The following is a 19,533-nucleotide window of genomic DNA, read 5'->3' as shown; positions in this document are numbered from 1 at the left end:
AGAGGCAGTTGATGATCTTGAGATTCTTGCGGGCGAAAGCCTCGCTGCCAGCCCTGTTGGCCCTGGGGCTGGCCTCGTCGGCGCCGGCTCTCGCCGAAGCGCCGCGCAGCGACTGGAAGGTCACCAGCTTCACGCTCGACAATGGCATGCAGGTCGTGGTCATCCCCGACCATCGCGCCCCTATCGCTACCCACATGGTCTGGTACAAGGTCGGCAGCGCCGACGAGATGCCCGGCAAGTCGGGCATCGCCCATTTCTTCGAACATCTGATGTTCAAGGGCACCAGCAACCACAAGGCCGGCGAGTTCGGCCAGAAGATCGCCGAGATCGGCGGCAGCGAGAACGCCTTCACCACCTATGACTACACCGCCTATCACCAGACGGTGACCCCCGCTGCCCTCGAAACGATGATGAGCTTCGAGGCCGACCGGATGCGCAACCTGGTGCTGACCGATGCGGTGATCGAGCCCGAACGCGACGTCATCCTCGAAGAGCGCCGCTCGCGCGTCGAAAACAATCCTGGCGCGCTGCTCAACGAGGAAGTCGACGCGACGCTGTATCAGAACCAGCCCTACCGCATTCCGGTCATCGGCTGGATGCATGAGATCGAAAAGCTCAACCGCGTCGACGCCACCGACTTCTACGTCAAGTATTACGCCCCCAACAACGCGATCCTGATCGTTGCCGGCGACGTCGAGCCTGATACGGTCAAGGCGCTGGCCGAAAAGACCTATGGCAAGGTGGCGCGCGGGCCGGAACTGCCGCCGCGCATCCGCCCGGTCGAGCCGGAGCAGAACACCAAGCGCACCGTCGAACTGACCGACGAGCGTGTCAGCGTGCCGAGCTTCTCCAAGGCCTGGGTGGTGCCGTCCTACCAGACGGCCGAGCCGGGCGAAGCCGAAGCGCTCGATCTTCTGTCGGAGATCCTTGGCGGCGGCAGCCGCAGCCGGCTCTACCAGGGCCTGGTGGTCAAGGACGGCATTGCCTCCTCCGCCGGCGCCTTCTTCCAGGGCACGATGGTCGACGACACCAGCTTCACCGTCTATGGCGCGCCGCGTGGCGAAGCCGGGCTGCAGCAGGTGGAAGCCGCCGTCGACGTCGAGATCCGCCGCATCATCAAGGACGGCGTGACATCGGACGAGCTCGAAAAGGCCAAGGACCGTTTCGTCCGCTCGATGATCTTTGCCCGCGACAACCAGGCCAGCATGGCCAACATCTATGGCAGCACGCTGGCGACCGGCGGCACGGTTGCCGACATCGAACAGTGGCCGGACAGGATCCGCACTGTCACCACCGACCAGATCAAGGCGGTTGCCGCCAAATATCTCAATCCCGACCATTCGGTTGCCGGCTATCTGCTGCCGGCGAAATCAGTCGAGAAGTGATGTGATGACCAGGCTCATGGCAATGCGTTTCAAGGCCCCCACTTTCTCGACGACGCGTGCATCAGCGGCGACGCTGATGCTGGCACTGGTTTTCCTGGTCCTGCCCGCCATGGTCGCGCGCGCCGAGGTCCGTATCCAGGAGGTCAAGTCCGACAAGGGCATCACCGCCTGGCTGGTCGAGGACTATTCGGTGCCGATCATCGCGATAAAATTCCTGTTCGATGGCGGCAGCACCCAGGATCCCCAGGGCAAGGAAGGCCTCGCCAACCTGATGACCGGGCTTTTCGACGAAGGCGCCGGCGATCTCGACAGCGACGCCTTCCAGATCAAGCTCGACGAGGCTGGCGCCGAAATGGGCTTCAACGAAGGCAATGACGCCGTCGGCGGCGGCATGCGCATGCTCGCCGAGCGACAGGACGATGCCTTCGAACTGCTCAAGCTTGCGGTCGAGACGCCGCGCTTCGACCAGGCGCCGCTCGACCGCATCCGCGCGCAGATCGTCAACGGCATCGTTGCCAATGCGCGCGACCCCGAGACCCAGGCGGCGCGCAAATGGGCCGAGGCGATCTACGGCACGCATCCTTATGCCAGGCCCGACATGGGCACCGAGGCGTCGCTGGCGACCATCACCGCCGATGACCTGCGCGCCTTCCACAAGGCCAATTTCGCCAGGGAAAACATCCATGTCGCCGTCGTCGGCGCCATCGACGCCGAGACGCTGAAGAAGCGGCTCGACCAGGTGTTCGGCGAATTGCCTGACAAAGCCGAATTGCGGCCGGTCGAACGCGTCGAGCCCAGGCTCGGCCAGACCATGCATATCGAATATCCCCTGCCGCAGACCTCGCTGCAGCTGGTCTATCCCGGCGTGCCGCGCGAAGCGCCCGATTTCCTTGCCGCGGCACTGATGGAGCACATCCTGGGCGGCGGCACATTCTCGTCGCGGCTGTTCGACGAGGTGCGTGAAAAGCGCGGGCTGGCCTACAGTGTCAGCTCCGCGCTGATCAACCAGGAGCATTCGTCGTCGCTGATCATCGGCACCGCGACACGGTCGGACCGGGCGGCCGAGACGCTTGGCGTCATTCGCGAGGTGATCCGCAAGATGGCGGAGGAGGGGCCTACCGCAGCTGAACTCGACGCGGCCAAGAAGTACATGCTCGGCGCCTATGCCATCAACAATCTCGATTCCTCGGGCGCGATTGCCGGCACGCTTGTCGACCTGCAGACCGACAAGCTCGGCATCGACTATATGCAGAGGCGCGTCGAGCTGATCAACGCCGTCACGCTCGACGACGTCAGGGCGGCGGCGCGCAAGCTGTTGTCGGTCGACCCCGCGATCATGATCCTCGGTCCGAAATTCGGAGAGAGCAAGGGATGAGCGCCACCTTCGCACTGGCACTTGGCGGCGGCGGCGCGCGCGGCCTCGCTCATATCCATGTCATCGAGGCGCTCGACGAGCTCGGCATCAGGCCGGTGGCGATCGCAGGGTCCTCCATAGGTGCTGTGATGGGCGCCGGCATGGCCGCCGGCCTGACCGGCAGGGAAATCCACGAGCACTCCCGCGCCGTGCTCGGCCGGCCGGCCGAGGTGGCCAGCCGCATGTGGCGGGCCCGGCCGGGCACGCTGTCGGAGATGGTCGAGACCGGCATCAGGGTCACCCAGTTCAATGTCGAGCGCATCCTCAAGTCGTTTCTGCCCGAGGGCGTGCCTGATACCTTCGAGGAGCTGAAGCTGCCCTTGAAGGTGACGGCAACCGACTATTACGGCCATTGCCTGAAGGTGTTCGAGGAGGGCGAGCTGTTTTCGGCGCTCGCCGCATCGGCGGCGATCCCGGCGGTGTTCAAGCCGGTGACGCGCGGCAACACGCTCTATATCGACGGCGGCATCTACAATCCGGTGCCGTTCGACCTGCTCGAGGGCCTGGCCGACCACGTCATCGCCATCGACGTCGTCGGCGCGCCATTCGAGAACGGCCGCAAGCCGCCCAATTCGATCGACCTGATGTTCGGCGCCAGCCAGCTGATGATGCAGTCGATCATCGCCAACAAGCTCGGCCAGAACCCGCCAGACATTTTCCTGAGGCCGCCGGTGTCGCGCTTCAAGGCGCTCGACTTCCTCAAGATCGACCAGGTCATGGCCGAGACGGCGGCGATCAAGGACGAGCTCAAGCACGCCCTCGACGAGATCCTGCGCTAGGCCCGGCGGGCGGCTTTCTCCAGCTATTGCAGCGTCGAAGCCTTGCCGGTGGAGAAGGGCGACTGTGCCGCCGGCGGCAGCGCCGGCACCGGCTCGTCCTGATGCTGCGGTTCGCGCGCGATCGCGTTGACGACGCGGAAGCAGACGAACATCGAGACGACACCGAACACCACAGCGCCCAGGCCCCAGCCGGCGATGACGCCGATGGCGCCCCAGTAATGCGCGCCGATCCAGACGAAGGGGATGACGCCGAGCGTCGAGCGGCCCCAGTTGAACACGGTCGAATAGGTCGGATAGCCCAGATTGTTGAAGGCAGCGCTCGACACGAAGATCGCGCCGTTGAACAGGAAGCTGCCGGCGGCGAAATGGCAGAAGAACACGATCAGTTCGCGGGCGATGCCGTCGGCGCCGAAGGCGCTGGCGATCGGGTTGGCGAAGATCGCCAGCAGCCCCCACACAGCCAGCACATAGACGATGGTGAACAGCAGGCTGTCGCGCATCGTCGTGGTCAGGCGCTCGAACTTGCGGGCGCCGTAGTTCTGCCCGAGGATCGGCCCGACGGCACCCGACAGCGCGAAGATGACGCCGAAGGCGACCGGCACCAGACGGCCGATGATCGCCCAGCCGGCCACTGCCTGGTCGCCGAAGGCAGCCATTTCGATGGTGACATAGGCGTTGCCGACAGGGGTCGCGACCTGGGTCAGCATGGCCGGCACGCCGATGGCGAAGAAGGGCCTGACGGCCTCGCGCAAACCGCTCAGATCCGGGAGCTTGATCAGCCGATGCACAACATGGGCGCCGTGCAGGCCGATGGCCAGCATGACGAAACGTGTCAGCACCGTCGAGATGGCGGCGCCGTCGAGGCCGAGGTCGAAGCCGAAGATCAGGATCGGGTCGAGAATGGCCGCGGCGATGCCGCTGCCGAGCGTCACATACATTGCCCGTCGCGCATCGCCGACGCCGCGTAATATGCCTGTCGTGCACATGCCGAGCGCCATGACAGGGAAGGACGGCAGCACGATCTGCAGGAACCGGGTCGACAGGTCGAGCGTCGCACCGGTGGCGCCGAGCAAAGCGAGCAGGGGCCGCAGGAACGGCAAGGCAGCGAGCGTCATCACAAGCGTGGCGACGCCCATGAACACCATCGAGGCGCCGCCCATGGAGCGGGCCTCCTCGCGCTGGCCGCGGCCGAGGCAGCGCGCCACCAGCGCGCCGCAGGCGATGGTGAAGCCGATCGAGATCGACAGCGTGAAGAACAAAAGCGTCGAGGCAAAGCCGATGGCCGCCGCCAGCTCCTCGATGCCGAGCAGGGAAATGTAGAACAGGTTGAGCGCGTCGACGATGAAGATGGCGATCAGCCCGACCGAGCCGGTGCCGGTCATGACCACGACATGGCGCATGGTCGAACCGGTGGTGAATTTTGCCGGTGCCGCCGCCGGAGCCTGTGTGGACATGCGATTTCCCTGGAAATTTCGGCGGCGAAGCACCGCATCACGGTGGTTTGACCATGCACCCGCCCATTGCACAAGCGGGTTGGGGACAATAGATGGGGTGGTACGGGCCGCGTCCAACGGGCGGCAAGCAATCGGAACATGCCAAATGAACGATACCAACGACGCCGCGAAACTGGCCGACCGGGTGGCGAGCCTCGTCGAGGCGGCAAAGAAGGCCGGCGCTGACGCCGCCGACGCGGTTGCGGTACGCGGCCGCTCGACAAGCGTTTCGGTGCGCCTCGGCAAGGTCGAGGCGACAGAGGCCTCGGAGAGCGAGGACATGTCGCTCAGAGTGTTCGTCGGCCAGCGTGTCGCCAGCGTTTCGGCGACCGCCGCCTCCGACCCCAGGGTTCTGGCCGAGCGCGCCGTGGCGATGGCCAGGGTATCGCCGGAGGATCCCTATCAGGGCCTGGCCGATGCCGCCTTGCTGGCGCAAACGCCGCGCGACCTCGACCTGTTCGACGACACCATCGTCTCGGCCGAACGCCTGAAGGAAGACGCGCTCGCCGCCGAAGAGGCAGCGCTCGCCGTCAAGGGCGTGACCAATTCGTCCGGCGCCGGTGCTGCCGCCGGTCTTGGCGGGCTGGTGCTCGCCACCTCGCACGGCTTCGTCGGCCATTATGTCGGCTCACGCTTCTCGCGCTCGGCCAGCGTCATCGCCGGCGAGGGCACGGCGATGGAGCGCGACTATGATTTCTCGTCACGCATCCACTTTGCCGATCTCGATGCATCGGCCGATATCGGCCGCAGCGCCGGCGAACGCGCGGTCAAGCGGCTCAACGCCCGCAAGGCGGCAACCGGACCCGTCGACGTCGTCTTCGATCCGCGCGTCGCGCGCGGCATTGCCGGCCACCTCGCCGGCGCCATCAACGGCGCCTCGGTGGCGCGCAAGACCAGCTTCCTGCGCGACATGATGGGCAAGCCGGTGGCTTCCGCCGCCATCACCGCCATCGACGAGCCGTTGAAGCGGCGCGGCCAGGCGTCGCGTCCGTTCGACGGCGAGGGCATCGAAGGTGCGACGCTCAAGATGGTCGACAAGGGCGTGCTCAACCACTGGTTCCTGTCGACATCGGCGGCGCGCGAACTCGGCCTCGTCACCAATGGCCGTGGCGCGCGCAGCGGCTCGTCGGTCACGCCGTCCTCGACCAATTTCAGCATCGAGCCGGGCGAGCGCTCGCCCGAGGACATCATCCGCTCGCTCAAGCGCGGCTTCTATGTCACCGAGGTGTTCGGCCAGGGCGTCGACATGGTGACGGGCGAATACAGCCGCGGCGCTTCCGGCTTCTGGATCGAGAATGGCGAGATCACCTGGGCGGTGTCGGAGGTGACGATCGCCTCCAACCTCAAGGACATGTTCCTGCGCATGGTGCCGGCAAGCGACCTCGACCGCAATTTCGGCACTGCCGCGCCGACGCTTCTGATCGAAGGCATGACCCTTGCAGGCGACTGACAACATCGACAATTCCGACCTGAAGGCCGAACTCGACCTGCTGCGTGCTGCTGCCACCGAGGCCGGGCGGATCGCCATGGGCTTTTTCCGGCAGAGCCCGGAAGTCTGGTTCAAGGGCGGCAATTCGCCGGTCAGCGAGGCCGATTACGCCGCCGACCACTATTTGCGCGAAACCCTGACCGCGGCACGGCCCGGCTATGGCTGGCTGTCGGAGGAAACCGCCGACAATCCCGACCGGCTCGGCGCGCGCCGCACCTTCGTCGTCGACCCGATCGACGGCACGCGCGGCTTCGTCGAGGGGCGCACGGCATGGTGCGTCAGCGTTGCCGTCGTCGAGGCCGGCCGCTCGCTCGCCGGCGTGCTCGAATGCCCGGCGCGGCAGGAGACCTTTTGGGCGGTCAAGGGCGGTGGCGCCTTTCTCAACGGCCAGCCCCTGAAGGTGCGCGAGGCGGGCGAACGCATGCGTATTGCCGGTCCCAAGCCGATGATCGACAAGATGCCTGTGCACTGGCAGGGCAGGCTCGATCGCGAGACCTACATTCCCTCGCTGGCCTATCGCGTGGCGATGATCGCCAACGGGGTGCTCGATGCGACTTTCGTCAAGCCCAATGCCCATGATTGGGACATCGCCGCTGCCGAGCTGATCCTGACCGAGGCGGGCGGCAAGCTGCTCGACCGGCATGGCAGCCGGCTCGCCTTTGCCGGCAGTGACATCGTTCACGGCGCGCTGATGGCCGGCAGCGGCACGCTGCTCGATGTCATGGCCGGGGTGCTTGCCAGCCACGACGGTTGATGATTTTACCGACTGTTCCAAAACGGCGCGCTTTGGTCTAGATCAGGCGAGCCCTGAGATGATGAATCAAGGAAACAGATGTCCGAAGAAAACGGAAAAAAGCAGCTCCTGCATCTGGTGTTCGGCGGCGAGTTGACCAAGCTCGGCGGAACCGAGTTCCGCGACCTCGATGCGCTCGACATGGTTGGCATCTATCCCGACTACAAGTCGGCCGAGCTGGCCTGGAAGGCAAAGGCGCAGGCAAGCGTCGACAACGCCCACATGCGCTACTTCGTCGTCCACCTGCATCGACTGCTGGAGCCCGACACGAAGGCTGCCGGTCAGAACTGATGGAGCAACCCCGCATGGCGTCGCCGGCCGTGAGGCCCGCGGCGAAGAAGAAGCGCGTCAAGCAGCCGGCGTCGAAGACGTTCTGGCGCCGCATCCGCGAGCCGCTTGCCAAGTCGCGCTTCGCCAAGGGGGCGGTGGCGAGCCTGTTTGCCGGGGCGATGCGCTTCATCAAGCTGACCAACCCGATGGTCAAGGGCTCCTATGCGCTGGCCGGCGGCAGCCATGCCGACAGCGAGCCGCTGATCGTCGGCCTGTGGCACGGCCAGCATCTATTGGCGCCGGCGCTCTATCCGAGCCAACGCGGCCTGGTGGCGATGGTGTCGCGCAGCGCCGATGCCGAGCTCAATGCGCTTGTCATCAACAAGTTCGGCATCGAGGCCGTGCGCGGCTCGGGCGGCCGCGAAACCAGGCGCAAGCACGAAAAAGGTGGCGCCGTGGCGCTGATCGCCCTGAAAAAGGCGCTCGATGCCGGCAAGAACGTCTGCATGATCGCTGACATTCCGCATGGCACGCCGCGCGACGCCGGCATGGGCATCATCCTCCTGGCCCGGCTGTCCGGGCGCCCGATCGCACCGGCAGCGATTGCCACCAGCCGTCGCAAGGTGCTGGAAGGCAGCTGGGACAAGACCACGATCAATCTGCCGTTCGGCCGCTGCGCCATCTTCGTCGCTCCGCTGATCGAGGTTCCGGCCGATGCCGACGATGCCGAGATGGAGCGCAAGCGCCAGGAACTGACCGCCGCGATCGACCATGCCACCGAGCAGGCCTACCGCCTGGTCGATGGTGGCAAAGGGAGCGGTGGCAAATGAGCGAACGCTGGGCTCGCGCCTTCCTCAGAGCCTATCGTTACGCAGGTGCCGCTGCCTATCCGATGGTCGGCGGCTATGTCGCCTGGCGCGCCTCCAAGGGCAAGGAAGACCGCAACCGCCGGCGCGAGCGCTACGGCGTGCCGAGCCGGGAGCGGCCTGACGGGCCGCTGGTCTGGTTCCATGCCGCAAGCGTCGGCGAGACGATCGCGGTCGTGCCGCTGATCGAATCCATCCTGGGCTATGGCATCAACATCGTGCTGACCACCGGCACGGTCACCTCGGCGCAGGTCGCCGAGGAACGGCTGGGCGGCCGCATCATCCATCAATATGTGCCGCTCGACCTCAAGCCGGCGGTCAGCCGCTTCCTCGACCACTGGCAGCCGGATCTGGCAATCATTGCCGAATCCGAAATCTGGCCGATGACCATCCTCGAACTCGGCGCCCGCCGCGTGCCGCAGATCCTGGTCAATGGCCGCCTGTCCGACCGCTCCTTCAAGTCGTGGAAGAAGCGCGCCTACATCGCCGAGGCGCTGTTCGAAAACATGGCCCATGTGGTGGCGCAGTCGGAGGTCGACGGCGAGCGTTTCCGCGCGCTCGGCGCACGCCCGGTCACCGTCTCGGGCAACCTCAAGGTCGATACCGCGCCGCCGCCGGCCGACGAAACCGCGCTCTACGCCATCCAGCGCCAGATCGGCCGCCGCCCGACCTGGGCTGCCGTGTCGACCCATGACGGCGAAGAGGTGATGGCTGCCGAAGTGCACGCCATGCTGCGCAGCCGCCATCGCAGCCTGTTGACCATCATCGTGCCGCGCCATCCCGACCGCGCCGCGGCCCTGGTGACGGAACTGACCGCCCTGGGCCTGAACGTCGCCCGCCGCAGCACCGGCGACCGCATCACCCCTGACACCGACATCCTGCTCGGCGACACCATCGGCGAGATGGGACTTTACCTGCGCCTGACCGAGATCGCCTTTGTCGGCCGTTCGATGACGGCCCAGGGCGGGCAGAACCCGCTCGAGCCGGCGATGCTCGACACCGCCGTTCTCGCCGGGCGCAACGTGCAGAACTTCCGCGACACCTACCAGCGCCTGATCGACAAGGGCGGAGCCAAGATCGTCCGCGACCGCGACATGCTCGCCGGTGCGGTCAACTTCCTGCTCGGCAACGAAATCGCACGCCACGACATGATGTTGGCCGGTGCCGCCACCGTCGAGGAAATGCGCGGTGCGCTCGCCCGCACGCTGAAGGCGCTCGAACCCTTCATCCACCCGCTGATCGTGCAGTCGCGCCTCAAGGGCGCGGGCGGGAGGTAGCTCTGGCCAGCGAAGCGCCTCCTTTCTGGTGGGAAAAGCCGGACTGGCGCGCTTACGCGCTCTATCCGGTGTCGGCGCTGTACGCCTTGGTGGCGGGCCGGCGCATGAAGGCGGCGAAGCGCGAAAAGATGGACGCACCGGTGCTGTGCGTCGGCAATTTCACCGTCGGCGGCACCGGCAAGACGCCTGTTGCCATAGCCCTTGCCAGGCAGGCCAAACGCATGCATCTGGTGCCCGGTTTCCTGTCGCGCGGCCATGGCGGCAGTTTTTCCGAACCGCACATCGTCGATCCTCATCACGACAGCGCCAAGCATGTCGGCGACGAGCCGCTGCTTCTGGCCGAACATGCGTTGGTCGCGGTGTCGGCCAACCGAGCAGCCGGCGCGCGCATGCTGATCGAGCGCGGCTGCAATTTCCTGATCATGGATGACGGCTTCCAGAGCGCGCGCATCCACATCGACTATGCGCTGATCGTCGTCGACGCCCGTTATGGCCTCGGCAATGGCCACGTCATCCCCGGCGGGCCGATGCGGGCGCGGCTGATCGACCAGCTCCGCTTCGCCGACGCCGTGCTCAAGATGGGCGAGGGCGAGCGCGCCGATGCGGTGGTGCGCCGGGCGGCGCGTGCCGGCAAGCCGGTCTTTGCCGCTGTGGCGCGCCCACGCGGCAAGAAGGCCTTTGCCGGCCGTCGTTTCCTGGCTTTCGCCGGTATCGGCCATCCGGAAAAGTTCTTCGCCACGCTGGCCAAGGCAGGGGCGACGGTGGTGCTGGCGCATCCCTTCGCCGACCATCATTTCTACCTGCCCGACGAACTCGAGGATCTGGTCACCGCCGCGCGCGTCGGCGAGCTCGAACTGGTCACGACGTCCAAGGATGCCGCCAGGTTGCGCCATGGCGCGGCGTCGCCGGAATTTCTCGAAAACCTGAATGTGCTGGAGATCGACGCCGTCTTCGACGTCGAGAACGCGCCCGAGCGCATCATCAGCGAGACGCTCGAAGCCTGGCGCCGCCGGAAGATATCAGGTTGAAGATATCAGGTTGAAAATCTCAGCCTGAAGATCTCAGGCTGGCCGGCTTATTTGCGCGTGCGCAGCTCCGGGTTCATGTCGATTTCACGCGACAGCGACACCGCGGCATCGCGGTAAGGTTCCTGGCGGGCGACGCTCCAGTATTTGAGCTCGTCCAGCGGGATGGATTCCCCCGTCACCGCGCAGCGCACGAAGGAACCGGGGCTCGTCACCTGGAAATCGCCGTCGAGATAGCGGATGCGGGCTTCGCGTGCGCCGGGGCCTTCGAAACGGTTCATCATGGGCTTTCGCTCAATCTCCCTGTGCCGGCTGCCGGTCGCCGGCGGCATCGCCTGCCGAAATCTACAGTTTCTTGACCCGCTAAAGAAGGGGGGCCATCAAGGCGGTCGCCCGTCAAGAAGGGCGGGCCGTGCCTTGCCCGGCTTTTACGGTCACAGAACGTCCTGGGTCAAGTTACCTGTCCTCGGCGAGGAAGCGTTCGACCGTCTCCAGCGACAGCCCGGCATGGTGGCCGATGCGCCGCGCCAGCTCGGCCGCAGCATGTCGCGGCCGTCCCGCAGGGCGATCGAGCCAGTAGGACACAGGGTTCAGCGCGCGGTGTTCGTCGACCATGACGAGATGGCCCGCCTTGAGCTGGTTTTCGGTCAGCGGCGGCCGCGCCAAAGCGATGCCGAGACCGTGGCTCGCCGCCGACAGCACCAGATTGTAGTCCTCGAAGCGCCGGTCCTGCGGTCGCGGTCGGTAGTCGAGGCCGTGGGTGCTGAACCAGGACCGCCAGCTCGACGCATCGGAATCGTGGATCAGCGGAAAGTCCAGCAGCCTTGCCGCGTCGCCCTTGCCGATGCGGGCCGCAAGCGCGGGTGCTGCGATGGGAAAGCAGTGCTCCTCGAACAATTGCGTCGAGATCCGCCCCGGGATCTTGCCGCGGCCGCAGCGGATGGAGAGATCGATGCCCTCGTCGGCGAGGTCGGCCTGGCGGATGTCGACGTCGAGCACGACGCGCAGCTTCGGCTCGCCCGCTTCGAGCTGCGACAGGCGCGGCATCAGCCACAGCCCGGCAATCGACGGGATCGAGGTCAGCCGCACCACGGCCGCACCGCGCGGCTCGACCCAGCGGTCGGTGGTGTCGGAGATCAGCGAGAACGCCTCATTGGCGCGCAGATGCAGGCGCTGGCCCTCGAGCGTCAGCGTCACGCCGCGCGCCCCGCGCTCGAACAGCCGGAGGCCGAGCCAGTCCTCCAGCTTGGCGACCTGCCGGCTGATCGCGCCATGCGTCATGTTGAGCTTTTCGGCCGCCGCCGAGAAGCTGCCGCTGCGCGCCGCCGCCTGGAAGGCGCGCAAGGTTTCGAGAGGGAGCATCTGTTCTGAGCTGTGATCCATGCTCACAGCTGAGCCTCGATTTATTCGTTTGTCAATCAGCTCGGTGTCGGCGACATCTTGGCATGCAGACCCAGACTGACGAGGCCCAGCCATGACCGCCCAGACCACCATCCAGACCGGCAATCCGACACAGCGGGCTTCCACTGTCACCGTGCTTGCGGTGGTCGTGACGATCGTCGGCTGGGCCTCGTCCTTTCCGGCCATCCGCGCCGGGCTTGATGCCATCGATCCGATCGAACTCGGCGCGTTGCGCTTCGCCATCGCGGCCGTGCCGTCGGCGATCTACCTGATGATCCTGCGCCCGGCCTTGCCGGCGCTGAACGAACTCTGGCGTTTTGCCTTTGGCGGCGCGGTCTTCATCGCGCTCTACACGGTGCTGCTCAACTATGGCGAGACGACGGTTTCGGCGGGGGCGGCGAGCTTCATCATCAACGTCAATCCGATCATCACGGCGGTGCTGGCGATGATCCTGCTCGGCGAGCGTTTTCCGGTGCTTGCCTGGGCCGGCACCTTCCTGTCCTTTGCCGGCATCGGCATCATCGCGCTCGGCGAGGGGCAGGGGCTGACCTTCAACACCGGCGCCTTGCTGATCCTCGGCTCGGCGTTCTGTACCTCGCTGAGCAGCATCGTCCAGAAGCGCCTGTACATCAGCCATCGGCCGCTGACCGTCTCGGCCTGGAACATGATCCTCGGCGCGCTGTTCCTGGCCCCGGCGCTGCCCAACGGCCTTGCCCAGATGTCGGTCGCCTCATCGGAACCCTTCTGGTCGGTCATCTATCTCGGCATCGTGCCCAGCCTGATCGCCTATGGCAGCTGGTCGGTGGCGCTGTCGCGCCTGCCGGCGTCGCGTGCCTCCAACTTCATGTATTGCGTGCCGCCGGTGGCGGTGGCGATCGGCTTTGTCTGGCTCGGCGAGACCCCCGGCCTGTTCGGCATCCTGGGCGGCGCGCTGGCGCTGGCCGGTGTGGTGCTGGTCAATCTCAAGCGCTGAGGCGTGCGGACTGTAGCGACTGCCTTGATGGCGCCAGGTGGCAGCACCTGGCGCCATCAATGTCTGAAGCGGTTTTCCCCAGGAGTTGCGCAAAAACAAGGAGATAGCGCGTTTCCTTGATTCAGGCACAAGTGCTGCGCTCCGGCGCAATTCCAGCAGGGCTGTGCAGCGCTTTTCCGGCCGAGATTGTGTAGAAACAAGGAGATAGAGCGGTTTCGCGATTCAGGATGAAAAGCGCGAAACGCCCTAGCGGCGGCCGAACAGCTTCTCGATGTCGGCGAGCTTGAGCTCGATATAGGTCGGGCGGCCGTGGTTGCAGGTGCCCGATCCCGGCGTCGCCTCCATCTGGCGCAGCAGCGCGTTCATTTCCTCAGGCCTGAGACGGCGGCCCGAGCGCACCGAGCCGTGGCAGGCCATGGTGGCGGCGATCGCATGCAGCCTTTCCTTCAGCGTGTCGGCGGTGTCGCTGTCGGCGATCTCGTCGGCGAGGTCGCGGACCAGCTTGACGACGTCGGTTTCGCCAAGCATCGCCGGCGTTTCGCGCACCGCCACGGCACCAGGGCCGAACCGTTCGACGCCGAGACCGAAGCGGGCCAGGGTTTCGGAATGCAGCGCCAGCCGCTCGGCGTCTTCCTCGGGCATGTCGACGATCTCGGGCAGCAGCAGCATCTGCGAGGGGATCGGGCGCGCATGCAGCGCGTTCTTCAGCGCCTCATAGACGAGCCGCTCATGGGCGGCGTGCTGGTCGACGATGACAAGCGAGTCGCTGGTCTGGGCGACGATGTAGTTTTCATGCACCTGCGCCCGGGCAGCCCCCAGTTCGGTGCGCAGCAGCGCTTCGACCACCTCTGACTGGCCGGCGCGGGCATCGGCACTATCAAGCGGCCCGGCGTCGAAGCTCGCCTGCGCTGCCTCGGCAAAGCCCGCGTCGAGCGGCCGGAACGGCGAGCGCTGCGGTTCGTAATTGGCCGAGGTGGCGGCACGGAAATCCGGCCGTATCTGCGGGTTGTAGGCGCGATGGCCGTTGGCCGGGTCGGGGTGGCCGTAGCTGGTCGGCCCCGGCCGGAACGCCCCCATCATCGCCTGCGTGCCTGTCGTCGCCGGCCGGATGCCGGCATTGGCCAGCGCCTGGCGGATCGCGCCGACGATCAGGCCGCGCACCAGGCCGGGATCGCGGAAGCGCACGTCGGCCTTGGCCGGATGCACGTTGACGTCGACGATGGCCGGGTCGAGCGTCAGGAACAGCACCGTCACCGCATGGCGGTCGCGCGGCAGAACGTCGGCATAAGCGCCGCGGATCGCCGAGGCGATCAGCTTGTCGCGCACCGGCCGGCCGTTGACATAGGCATATTGCTGCAGCGCATTGCCCCTGGTGTAGGACGGGATCGAGACATGGCCTTCGAGCCGCACGCTCTCACGCGCGGCGTCGATGGCGATCGAATTGTCGGGGAAGTCATTGCCCATCACCTGGGCGATGCGGGCAAGCCTGCCTTCGACCTCATCCGAGGTCGCCGACAATTCCAGCGTCGAGCGGTCGGTGCCCGACAGGGTGAAACGCACGGCCGGGAAAGCGATGGCGATGCGCTTGACGGTGTCGGCGATGGCGGTCGCCTCGGCGCGCTCGGTCTTCATGAATTTGAGCCGGGCAGGCGTGGCGTAAAACAGGTCGCGCACCTCGACTGTCGTGCCGCGGTTGCTCGGCGCCGGGCGCACGCCCGACACCCGGCCGCCCTCGACGGTGATCTCGGCGCCGCTGTCGGCTGATCTGGTGCGCGAGCGGATGGCGAGCTTCGACACCGAGCCGATCGACGGCAAGGCCTCGCCGCGGAAGCCGAGCGAGCGGATGTCGAGGATGTCGTCACCGAGCTTGGAGGTGCAGTGGCGCGAGATCGCCAGCGCCAGCTCGTCCTCGGGCATGCCCGAACCGTCGTCGACGACGCGGATCAGATTGAGCCCGCCGCCTGCTGTCGCCACCTCGATGCGGCCGGCACCGGCGTCGAGCGCGTTTTCGACAAGCTCCTTGACCACGCTGGCCGGCCGCTCCACGACCTCGCCGGCGGCGATCTGGTTGATCATCGTTTCGGAAAGCTGGCGAATGGGCATGGCGGAACTATAGCGGGATTCGGTTGGGCGGCGACAGGGAGATTGCGCGGGGCAAGGGCATCCACAGCGGATTGGTGACACTGGCATCTTACAGGGGAGGCAGCGCTGCCCGTCATCCCCTGCCGGGACCTTCTCCCCGTAACGGGGAGAAGCAGGCTGGCCGCAGCCTTGGCGCTCTTCCTTCTCCCCGTTCACGGGGAGAAGGTGCCCGAAGGGCGGATGAGGGGCAGCGCGACGATGCAGACTGGGGACACAGCCGCTGTCCGCCTCACGCCTGCGCCGCCAGCCAGTCGCGCACCTTTTCAGCGCTTTCGCTCAGCACGCGATTCCTGGGCCAGGCGACATGGAACCCCTTGTTCGTCGTCATGACGTGGTCGGACAGCCGGACCAACAGCCCCGCCGCGATCAGCCGGTCGGTGAGGTGACGCCAGCCGAGCGCGATGCCCTGGCCTTCCATCACGGCCTGGATGACCAGCACATAGTCGTTGATGACCAGGCCGCGCTTGGCGACGGCGCCGTTCAGGCCGGCCGACTGGAACCATTCGTTCCAGGTTGCAGCAGGGCGATAGGGCTCGTCGAGGTGGATCAGATGGTGCAGGGTCATCTCGGCCGGCGTCATAGGCGTGCCGGCGCGCGCCAGATAGGCCGGGCCGGCGACCGGATAGACCTCTTCGTCGGCGATCTGCAACAGCTCGTAGTCGGGCCAGTCGGCGGCGTCGCCGCCGCGAATGCCGAGCGGAATGCCCTCGGCGACGAGGTCGAGGTCGCGGTCGGCAGTCTGGATGCGCAGGTCGATGCCGGGCAGGTCGTCGCGGAATTTCTGCAGTCGCGGCATCATCCAGAACGAGGCAAAGGCAGTCGAGGCCGACAGCGTCACATGCATGCCGCCGGCGCGGGCGCGCAGTTCTTCCGCCGACTTGCGGATATGCGACAGGCCGAGCGTGACGTCGGCATGGAACCGTTCGCCGGCCTCGGTCAAAAGCACCTGGCGGTGGCGGCGCTGGAACAGCTTGGCACTGAGCTGATCCTCCAGCCCGCGGATGGCGTAGGACACCGCGGCCTGGGTCATGCCGAGCTCGCGCCCGGCGGCGGTGAAGCTCGCCAGCCGCCCGGCGGCTTCGAAGACGATCAGGCTGCCGGCCGAGGGCAACAGGTGGCGCAGGCTTTGCATAAATCAAGCTTATGCAAGTGATGAGGATTTTCAAGCGTCACAGCATCGGATCCAAAGGCTAGCTTCATGCTGGAACGATTTGGAGCCTGACATGAGCGTCGCCACCGCAAAAGCCCCGAGCGAGCCCGCCAAGCGCCGCGAGCGCGGCGGCCGCAACGCCCGCCGCGAGCAGCGCTCGCATGGGCCCGAGGCGCATGGCCGGCCCTATATCACGAGGAACATCCCGACCTACGACATTCTCTCCGAGGACAACCTTGTCCGCATCGAGGCGACCGCCGACAGGATTCTTGCCGAGATCGGCATCGAGTTCCGCGACGATCCTGTGTCGCTGGATCACTGGAGACGGGCAGGGGCCAAGGTCGAGGGGGTGCTGGTCAAGTTCGAGCCCGGCCTGCTGCGCGAGGTGCTGAAGACAGCACCTGCAAGCTTCACCCAGCACGCCCGCAACCCCGAACGTTCGGTCGAGATCGGCGGCAAAAGCGTGGTGTTTTCGCCGGCCTATGGCTCGCCCTTCGTCATGGATCTCGACAAGGGCCGTCGCTACGGCACCATCGAGGATTTCCGCAATTTCGTGAAGCTGGCGCAGTCCTCGCCCTGGCTGCACCATTCCGGCGGCACCATCTGCGAGCCGGTCGACGTGCCGGTGAACAAGCGCCATCTCGACATGGTCTACAGCCACATCCGCTATTCCGACCGCGCCTTCATGGGCTCGGTGACCTCGGAAAGCCGTGCCGAAGATTCCATCGACATGGCGCGTATCGTTTTTGGCGAGGACTTCACCGACCGGAACTGCGTCATCCTGGGCAATGTCAACGTCAACTCGCCGCTGGTCTGGGACGCCACCATGACCACGGCTTTGCGCGCCTATGCCCGCGCCAACCAGGCGGCTGTCATCGTGCCCTTCATCCTCGGCGGCGCCATGGGCCCGGTGACCAATGCCGGCGCCATCGCCCAGTCGCTGGCCGAGACCATGGCCGGCTGTGCCCTGACCCAGCTCGAACGGCCCGGCGCGCCCGTCATTTTCGGCAATTTCCTGTCGTCCATGTCGCTGCGCTCGGGTTCGCCGACCTTCGGCACGCCGGAACCGGCGATCGGCTCGATGGTCATCGGGCAATTGGCCCGGCGGCTCAACCTGCCGCTGCGCTGCTCCGGCAATTTCACCACCTCCAAGCTGCCCGACGCCCACGCCATGAACGAAGGCACCATGTCGATGCTGGCGGCAGTGCATTGCGGCGCCAACTTCATCCTGCACTCGGCCGGTTTCCTCGACGGGCTGTTGTCGATGTCCTACGAGAAGTTCGTCATGGACGCCGATTTCTGCGGCGCGCTGCACACCTATCTCGACGGCGTCAAGATCGACGACAACCAGCTGGCGCTCGACGCCTTCCGCGAGGTCGGCCCCGGCAACCATTTCTTCGGCTGCGCCCACACCATGGCCAATTACGAGACGGCATTCTGGGATTCGGCCATTGCCGACAACGAGCCTTACGAGAAATGGGAGGCGGCAGGCTCGGTCGACGCCGCCACTCGCGCCAACCGGCGCTGGAAGACGATGCTCGCCGAATATGAGGCGCCGCCGCTCGACGAAGGCATAAACGAGGCGCTGCAGGACTTCATGACGCGCAGGAAGGCGTCGATGGAAGATGCCTGGTATTGAGGCCGCAACCTATGCAGGACACGGCCTTCGATCCCCTCGCTGCTCTGAAAACCTACCACGCGGCAATCGACGTGCTCGACTTCGCCGCCATCGAAGCCTGTTTCGCGCCTGACGCCTGTTATGTCTCCGATGGTGTCGGTGACGCCGTCGTCGGCCGCGACGCGATCCTCCAGGCATTTCGCGGCTATTTCGCCTGTTATGGCGACCAGGTTTCCAAGGACGAGCAGGTGGCGGCATTGTCACAGCGCTCCGCCTGGTCGCGCTGGCGGCTCGAGGCGACGCATGCCGTGTCAGGTGTCCGTCTTGTCAGGTCGGGCGAGGAGACGGTGACGTTCGACGTCGACGGCAGGATCATGCGTGTCGAGGTGAAGGATGACGCTGGCGCGCAAGGCAGCGGCCGATGAGGCGTGCTATTGAGGGCCATCACGCCAACGCCGAGGCCGCCATGAAAGCCGCTTTTGCAACTGCCATCCTGCCCTTTCTGGTCACGCCTGCCATGGCCGGCACCGCCGTCGAGGCGGTCAGGCCGTTCTACGACCATGTCGGGCTCGAACTCGATCCGGCCGAGCGCGGCCGTTTCGTCGATCCGGCCAAGGCGGTGCTCGACGCCCGCGACCAGCTCGAGAAATCGGAGCAGGGCGATTGCCTCGATGCCAACATGCCGCTCGACAGCACAGCCTATGACAAGGCCGAACTCGACAGGAGCCTGAAGATCATCGGCTCGGAAACAGGCGACACCGCGATCGTCGTCGCGGCGTTTACGGCTCAGGGCGAGCCGCATCGCATGCAGTGGAAGCTGAAGAAGGTCGACGGCGAATGGAAGGTCGCCGACCTGCTGTCGGTGACCAATGAATGGGCGCTCAGCCAGTATCAATGCCAGTGAGCGCCGCTATCCCTTCGATGCGTTCAGCCGCGGCCGCGATAGGGCGCGACACCCGTGTCGGGCAGCCACACGCCCTCCGGCGGCCTGCCGGTCTGCCAGAACACGTCGATCGGGATGCCGCCGCGCGGATACCAGTAGCCCGCGATGCGCAGCCACAGAGGTTTTGTCGCGGCGACGACGCGGCGGCCGATCATCACGGTGCAATCCTCGTGGAAGGCGCCGTGGTTGCGGAACGAGACCATGAACAGCTTCAGCGACTTGGATTCGACCAGCAGCCGGTCCGGGGCATAGTCGATGACGATGTGGGCGAAGTCGGGCTGGCCGGTGACAGGGCACAGCGAGGTGAACTCCGGGCAGGTGAAGCGCACGATGGCGGGCGGGCCGCCGAGGCGGTCGTAAGGCACGGTTTCGAGCACGGCGGTCTCGGGCGAGGCCGGCGTCTGCACCTGGGTGCCAAGCTGGGTGAGGCTGTCGGTGATGGTCATTGGGCGGCTCTTCTGGATGGGCCTGGCTCAATGCCCGAAAGGCGGCATGCGCCAGACTGCACGGGCCAG

The 19,533-nt window shown here is 66.1% G+C and carries 19 protein-coding genes; 13 read left to right on the top strand and 6 right to left on the bottom strand.

Annotated features, from left to right (window positions below):
• Positions 1–11 precede the first annotated feature (11 nt).
• From HNQ95_RS05920 to HNQ95_RS05910, 3 genes are read left to right on the top strand one after another with little or no spacing between them, the layout of a single operon-like run.
• A complete protein-coding gene (locus tag HNQ95_RS05920) occupies positions 12–1,385 on the top strand; it encodes a M16 family metallopeptidase (protein ID WP_154385456.1) in 1,374 nt (457 codons plus the stop codon).
• Positions 1,386–1,389: 4 nt separating this feature from the next.
• Positions 1,390–2,760, top strand: coding sequence for a M16 family metallopeptidase (locus tag HNQ95_RS05915; protein WP_154385455.1), 1,371 nt, complete (start codon positions 1,390–1,392; stop codon positions 2,758–2,760).
• A complete protein-coding gene (locus tag HNQ95_RS05910; protein ID WP_154385454.1) occupies positions 2,757–3,578 on the top strand; it encodes a patatin-like phospholipase family protein in 822 nt (273 codons plus the stop codon). Before HNQ95_RS05915 ends, HNQ95_RS05910 begins: the two co-directional genes overlap by 4 nt.
• A 23-nt stretch (positions 3,579–3,601) precedes the next feature.
• Here the strand turns inward: HNQ95_RS05910 and HNQ95_RS05905 are convergent, their stop codons facing one another.
• Positions 3,602–5,032 (bottom strand): MATE family efflux transporter, encoded by a 1,431-nt coding sequence (locus HNQ95_RS05905; RefSeq protein WP_067963352.1) that lies wholly within the window; start codon positions 5,030–5,032, stop codon positions 3,602–3,604.
• 145 nt (positions 5,033–5,177) lie between these two features.
• Between HNQ95_RS05905 and HNQ95_RS05900 the strand changes: the two genes are divergently transcribed.
• The 6 genes from HNQ95_RS05900 (at position 5,178) to lpxK (ending at position 10,794) form a co-directional block, all read left to right on the top strand.
• Positions 5,178–6,521 carry a TldD/PmbA family protein gene (locus tag HNQ95_RS05900; RefSeq protein WP_067963350.1) on the top strand — a complete coding sequence of 448 codons (1,344 nt, stop codon included), beginning with the start codon at positions 5,178–5,180 and terminating at the stop codon, positions 6,519–6,521.
• Positions 6,508–7,314, top strand: coding sequence for a 3'(2'),5'-bisphosphate nucleotidase CysQ (locus HNQ95_RS05895; RefSeq protein WP_182573673.1), 807 nt, complete (start codon positions 6,508–6,510; stop codon positions 7,312–7,314). The genes HNQ95_RS05900 and HNQ95_RS05895 overlap by 14 nt, the downstream gene beginning before the upstream one ends.
• Positions 7,315–7,392: 78 nt before the next feature.
• A complete protein-coding gene (locus HNQ95_RS05890) occupies positions 7,393–7,644 on the top strand; it encodes a DUF4170 domain-containing protein (protein ID WP_067963345.1) in 252 nt (83 codons plus the stop codon).
• Entirely contained in the window at positions 7,644–8,453 is an 810-nt protein-coding gene (locus HNQ95_RS05885; RefSeq protein WP_067963341.1) for a lysophospholipid acyltransferase family protein, read from the top strand. The genes HNQ95_RS05890 and HNQ95_RS05885 overlap by 1 nt, the downstream gene beginning before the upstream one ends.
• Entirely contained in the window at positions 8,450–9,766 is a 1,317-nt protein-coding gene (gene waaA, locus HNQ95_RS05880; RefSeq protein ID WP_154385450.1) for a lipid IV(A) 3-deoxy-D-manno-octulosonic acid transferase, read from the top strand. Before HNQ95_RS05885 ends, waaA begins: the two co-directional genes overlap by 4 nt.
• Positions 9,767–9,768: 2 nt before the next feature.
• Positions 9,769–10,794 carry a tetraacyldisaccharide 4'-kinase gene (gene lpxK / locus HNQ95_RS05875; RefSeq protein ID WP_154385449.1) on the top strand — a complete coding sequence of 342 codons (1,026 nt, stop codon included), beginning with the start codon at positions 9,769–9,771 and terminating at the stop codon, positions 10,792–10,794.
• 47 nt (positions 10,795–10,841) lie between these two features.
• Here the strand turns inward: lpxK and HNQ95_RS05870 are convergent, their stop codons facing one another.
• Positions 10,842–11,075: a DUF2093 domain-containing protein gene (locus tag HNQ95_RS05870; protein ID WP_067966764.1), complete on the bottom strand. Its 234-nt coding sequence runs from the start codon at positions 11,073–11,075 to the stop codon at positions 10,842–10,844.
• 172 nt (positions 11,076–11,247) lie between these two features.
• Positions 11,248–12,174 (bottom strand): LysR substrate-binding domain-containing protein, encoded by a 927-nt coding sequence (locus HNQ95_RS05865; protein ID WP_154385448.1) that lies wholly within the window; start codon positions 12,172–12,174, stop codon positions 11,248–11,250.
• Positions 12,175–12,265: 91 nt separating this feature from the next.
• On the opposite strand from HNQ95_RS05865, the gene HNQ95_RS05860 reads away from it, so the two are divergent.
• On the top strand, positions 12,266–13,165 hold the full coding sequence (locus HNQ95_RS05860; RefSeq protein WP_154385447.1) for a DMT family transporter: 900 nt from the start codon (positions 12,266–12,268) through the stop codon (positions 13,163–13,165).
• A 246-nt stretch (positions 13,166–13,411) separates the two neighbouring features.
• Here the strand turns inward: HNQ95_RS05860 and mutL are convergent, their stop codons facing one another.
• Positions 13,412–15,268 (bottom strand): DNA mismatch repair endonuclease MutL, encoded by a 1,857-nt coding sequence (mutL, locus tag HNQ95_RS05855; RefSeq protein ID WP_182573674.1) that lies wholly within the window; start codon positions 15,266–15,268, stop codon positions 13,412–13,414.
• Between the two features lie 268 nt (positions 15,269–15,536).
• Positions 15,537–16,439: a LysR substrate-binding domain-containing protein gene (locus tag HNQ95_RS05850; RefSeq protein WP_067963326.1), complete on the bottom strand. Its 903-nt coding sequence runs from the start codon at positions 16,437–16,439 to the stop codon at positions 15,537–15,539.
• A gap of 91 nt (positions 16,440–16,530) precedes the next feature.
• Between HNQ95_RS05850 and HNQ95_RS05845 the strand changes: the two genes are divergently transcribed.
• From HNQ95_RS05845 to HNQ95_RS05835, 3 genes are read left to right on the top strand one after another with little or no spacing between them, the layout of a single operon-like run.
• Positions 16,531–18,096: a trimethylamine methyltransferase family protein gene (locus HNQ95_RS05845; RefSeq protein WP_154385445.1), complete on the top strand. Its 1,566-nt coding sequence runs from the start codon at positions 16,531–16,533 to the stop codon at positions 18,094–18,096.
• A gap of 11 nt (positions 18,097–18,107) precedes the next feature.
• Positions 18,108–18,500 carry a nuclear transport factor 2 family protein gene (locus HNQ95_RS05840; protein ID WP_182573675.1) on the top strand — a complete coding sequence of 131 codons (393 nt, stop codon included), beginning with the start codon at positions 18,108–18,110 and terminating at the stop codon, positions 18,498–18,500.
• Positions 18,497–18,979: a nuclear transport factor 2 family protein gene (locus HNQ95_RS05835; protein WP_083948618.1), complete on the top strand. Its 483-nt coding sequence runs from the start codon at positions 18,497–18,499 to the stop codon at positions 18,977–18,979. Before HNQ95_RS05840 ends, HNQ95_RS05835 begins: the two co-directional genes overlap by 4 nt.
• A 23-nt stretch (positions 18,980–19,002) precedes the next feature.
• On the opposite strand, the gene queF is transcribed toward HNQ95_RS05835, so the two are convergent.
• Positions 19,003–19,464, bottom strand: a complete 462-nt coding sequence (queF, locus tag HNQ95_RS05830; RefSeq protein WP_067963317.1) for a preQ(1) synthase — start codon at positions 19,462–19,464, stop codon at positions 19,003–19,005.
• Between the last annotated feature and the right edge of the window lie 69 nt (positions 19,465–19,533).

Source organism: Aminobacter ciceronei, assembly GCF_014138625.1.
Taxonomy (GTDB): Bacteria; Pseudomonadota; Alphaproteobacteria; order Rhizobiales; family Rhizobiaceae; genus Aminobacter; species Aminobacter ciceronei.
This window is presented reverse-complemented; position numbering and strand designations above follow the sequence as displayed.

Bases quoted from the DNA above. Each gene is read 5' to 3' on its own strand.
- HNQ95_RS05920 (WP_154385456.1), top strand. From the start codon at position 12: ATGATCTTGAGATTCTTGCGGGCGAAAGCCTCGCTGCCAGCCCTGTTG.
- HNQ95_RS05915 (WP_154385455.1), top strand. From the start codon at position 1,390: ATGACCAGGCTCATGGCAATGCGTTTCAAGGCCCCCACTTTCTCGACG.
- HNQ95_RS05910 (WP_154385454.1), top strand. From the start codon at position 2,757: ATGAGCGCCACCTTCGCACTGGCACTTGGCGGCGGCGGCGCGCGCGGC.
- HNQ95_RS05905 (WP_067963352.1), bottom strand. From the start codon at position 5,032: ATGTCCACACAGGCTCCGGCGGCGGCACCGGCAAAATTCACCACCGGT.
- HNQ95_RS05900 (WP_067963350.1), top strand. From the start codon at position 5,178: ATGAACGATACCAACGACGCCGCGAAACTGGCCGACCGGGTGGCGAGC.
- HNQ95_RS05890 (WP_067963345.1), top strand. From the start codon at position 7,393: ATGTCCGAAGAAAACGGAAAAAAGCAGCTCCTGCATCTGGTGTTCGGC.
- HNQ95_RS05885 (WP_067963341.1), top strand. From the start codon at position 7,644: ATGGAGCAACCCCGCATGGCGTCGCCGGCCGTGAGGCCCGCGGCGAAG.
- waaA (WP_154385450.1), top strand. From the start codon at position 8,450: ATGAGCGAACGCTGGGCTCGCGCCTTCCTCAGAGCCTATCGTTACGCA.
- HNQ95_RS05870 (WP_067966764.1), bottom strand. From the start codon at position 11,075: ATGATGAACCGTTTCGAAGGCCCCGGCGCACGCGAAGCCCGCATCCGC.
- HNQ95_RS05865 (WP_154385448.1), bottom strand. From the start codon at position 12,174: ATGGATCACAGCTCAGAACAGATGCTCCCTCTCGAAACCTTGCGCGCC.
- HNQ95_RS05860 (WP_154385447.1), top strand. From the start codon at position 12,266: ATGACCGCCCAGACCACCATCCAGACCGGCAATCCGACACAGCGGGCT.
- mutL (WP_182573674.1), bottom strand. From the start codon at position 15,268: ATGCCCATTCGCCAGCTTTCCGAAACGATGATCAACCAGATCGCCGCC.
- HNQ95_RS05850 (WP_067963326.1), bottom strand. From the start codon at position 16,439: ATGCAAAGCCTGCGCCACCTGTTGCCCTCGGCCGGCAGCCTGATCGTC.
- HNQ95_RS05845 (WP_154385445.1), top strand. From the start codon at position 16,531: ATGAGCGTCGCCACCGCAAAAGCCCCGAGCGAGCCCGCCAAGCGCCGC.
- HNQ95_RS05840 (WP_182573675.1), top strand. From the start codon at position 18,108: ATGCAGGACACGGCCTTCGATCCCCTCGCTGCTCTGAAAACCTACCAC.
- HNQ95_RS05835 (WP_083948618.1), top strand. From the start codon at position 18,497: ATGAGGCGTGCTATTGAGGGCCATCACGCCAACGCCGAGGCCGCCATG.
- queF (WP_067963317.1), bottom strand. From the start codon at position 19,464: ATGACCATCACCGACAGCCTCACCCAGCTTGGCACCCAGGTGCAGACG.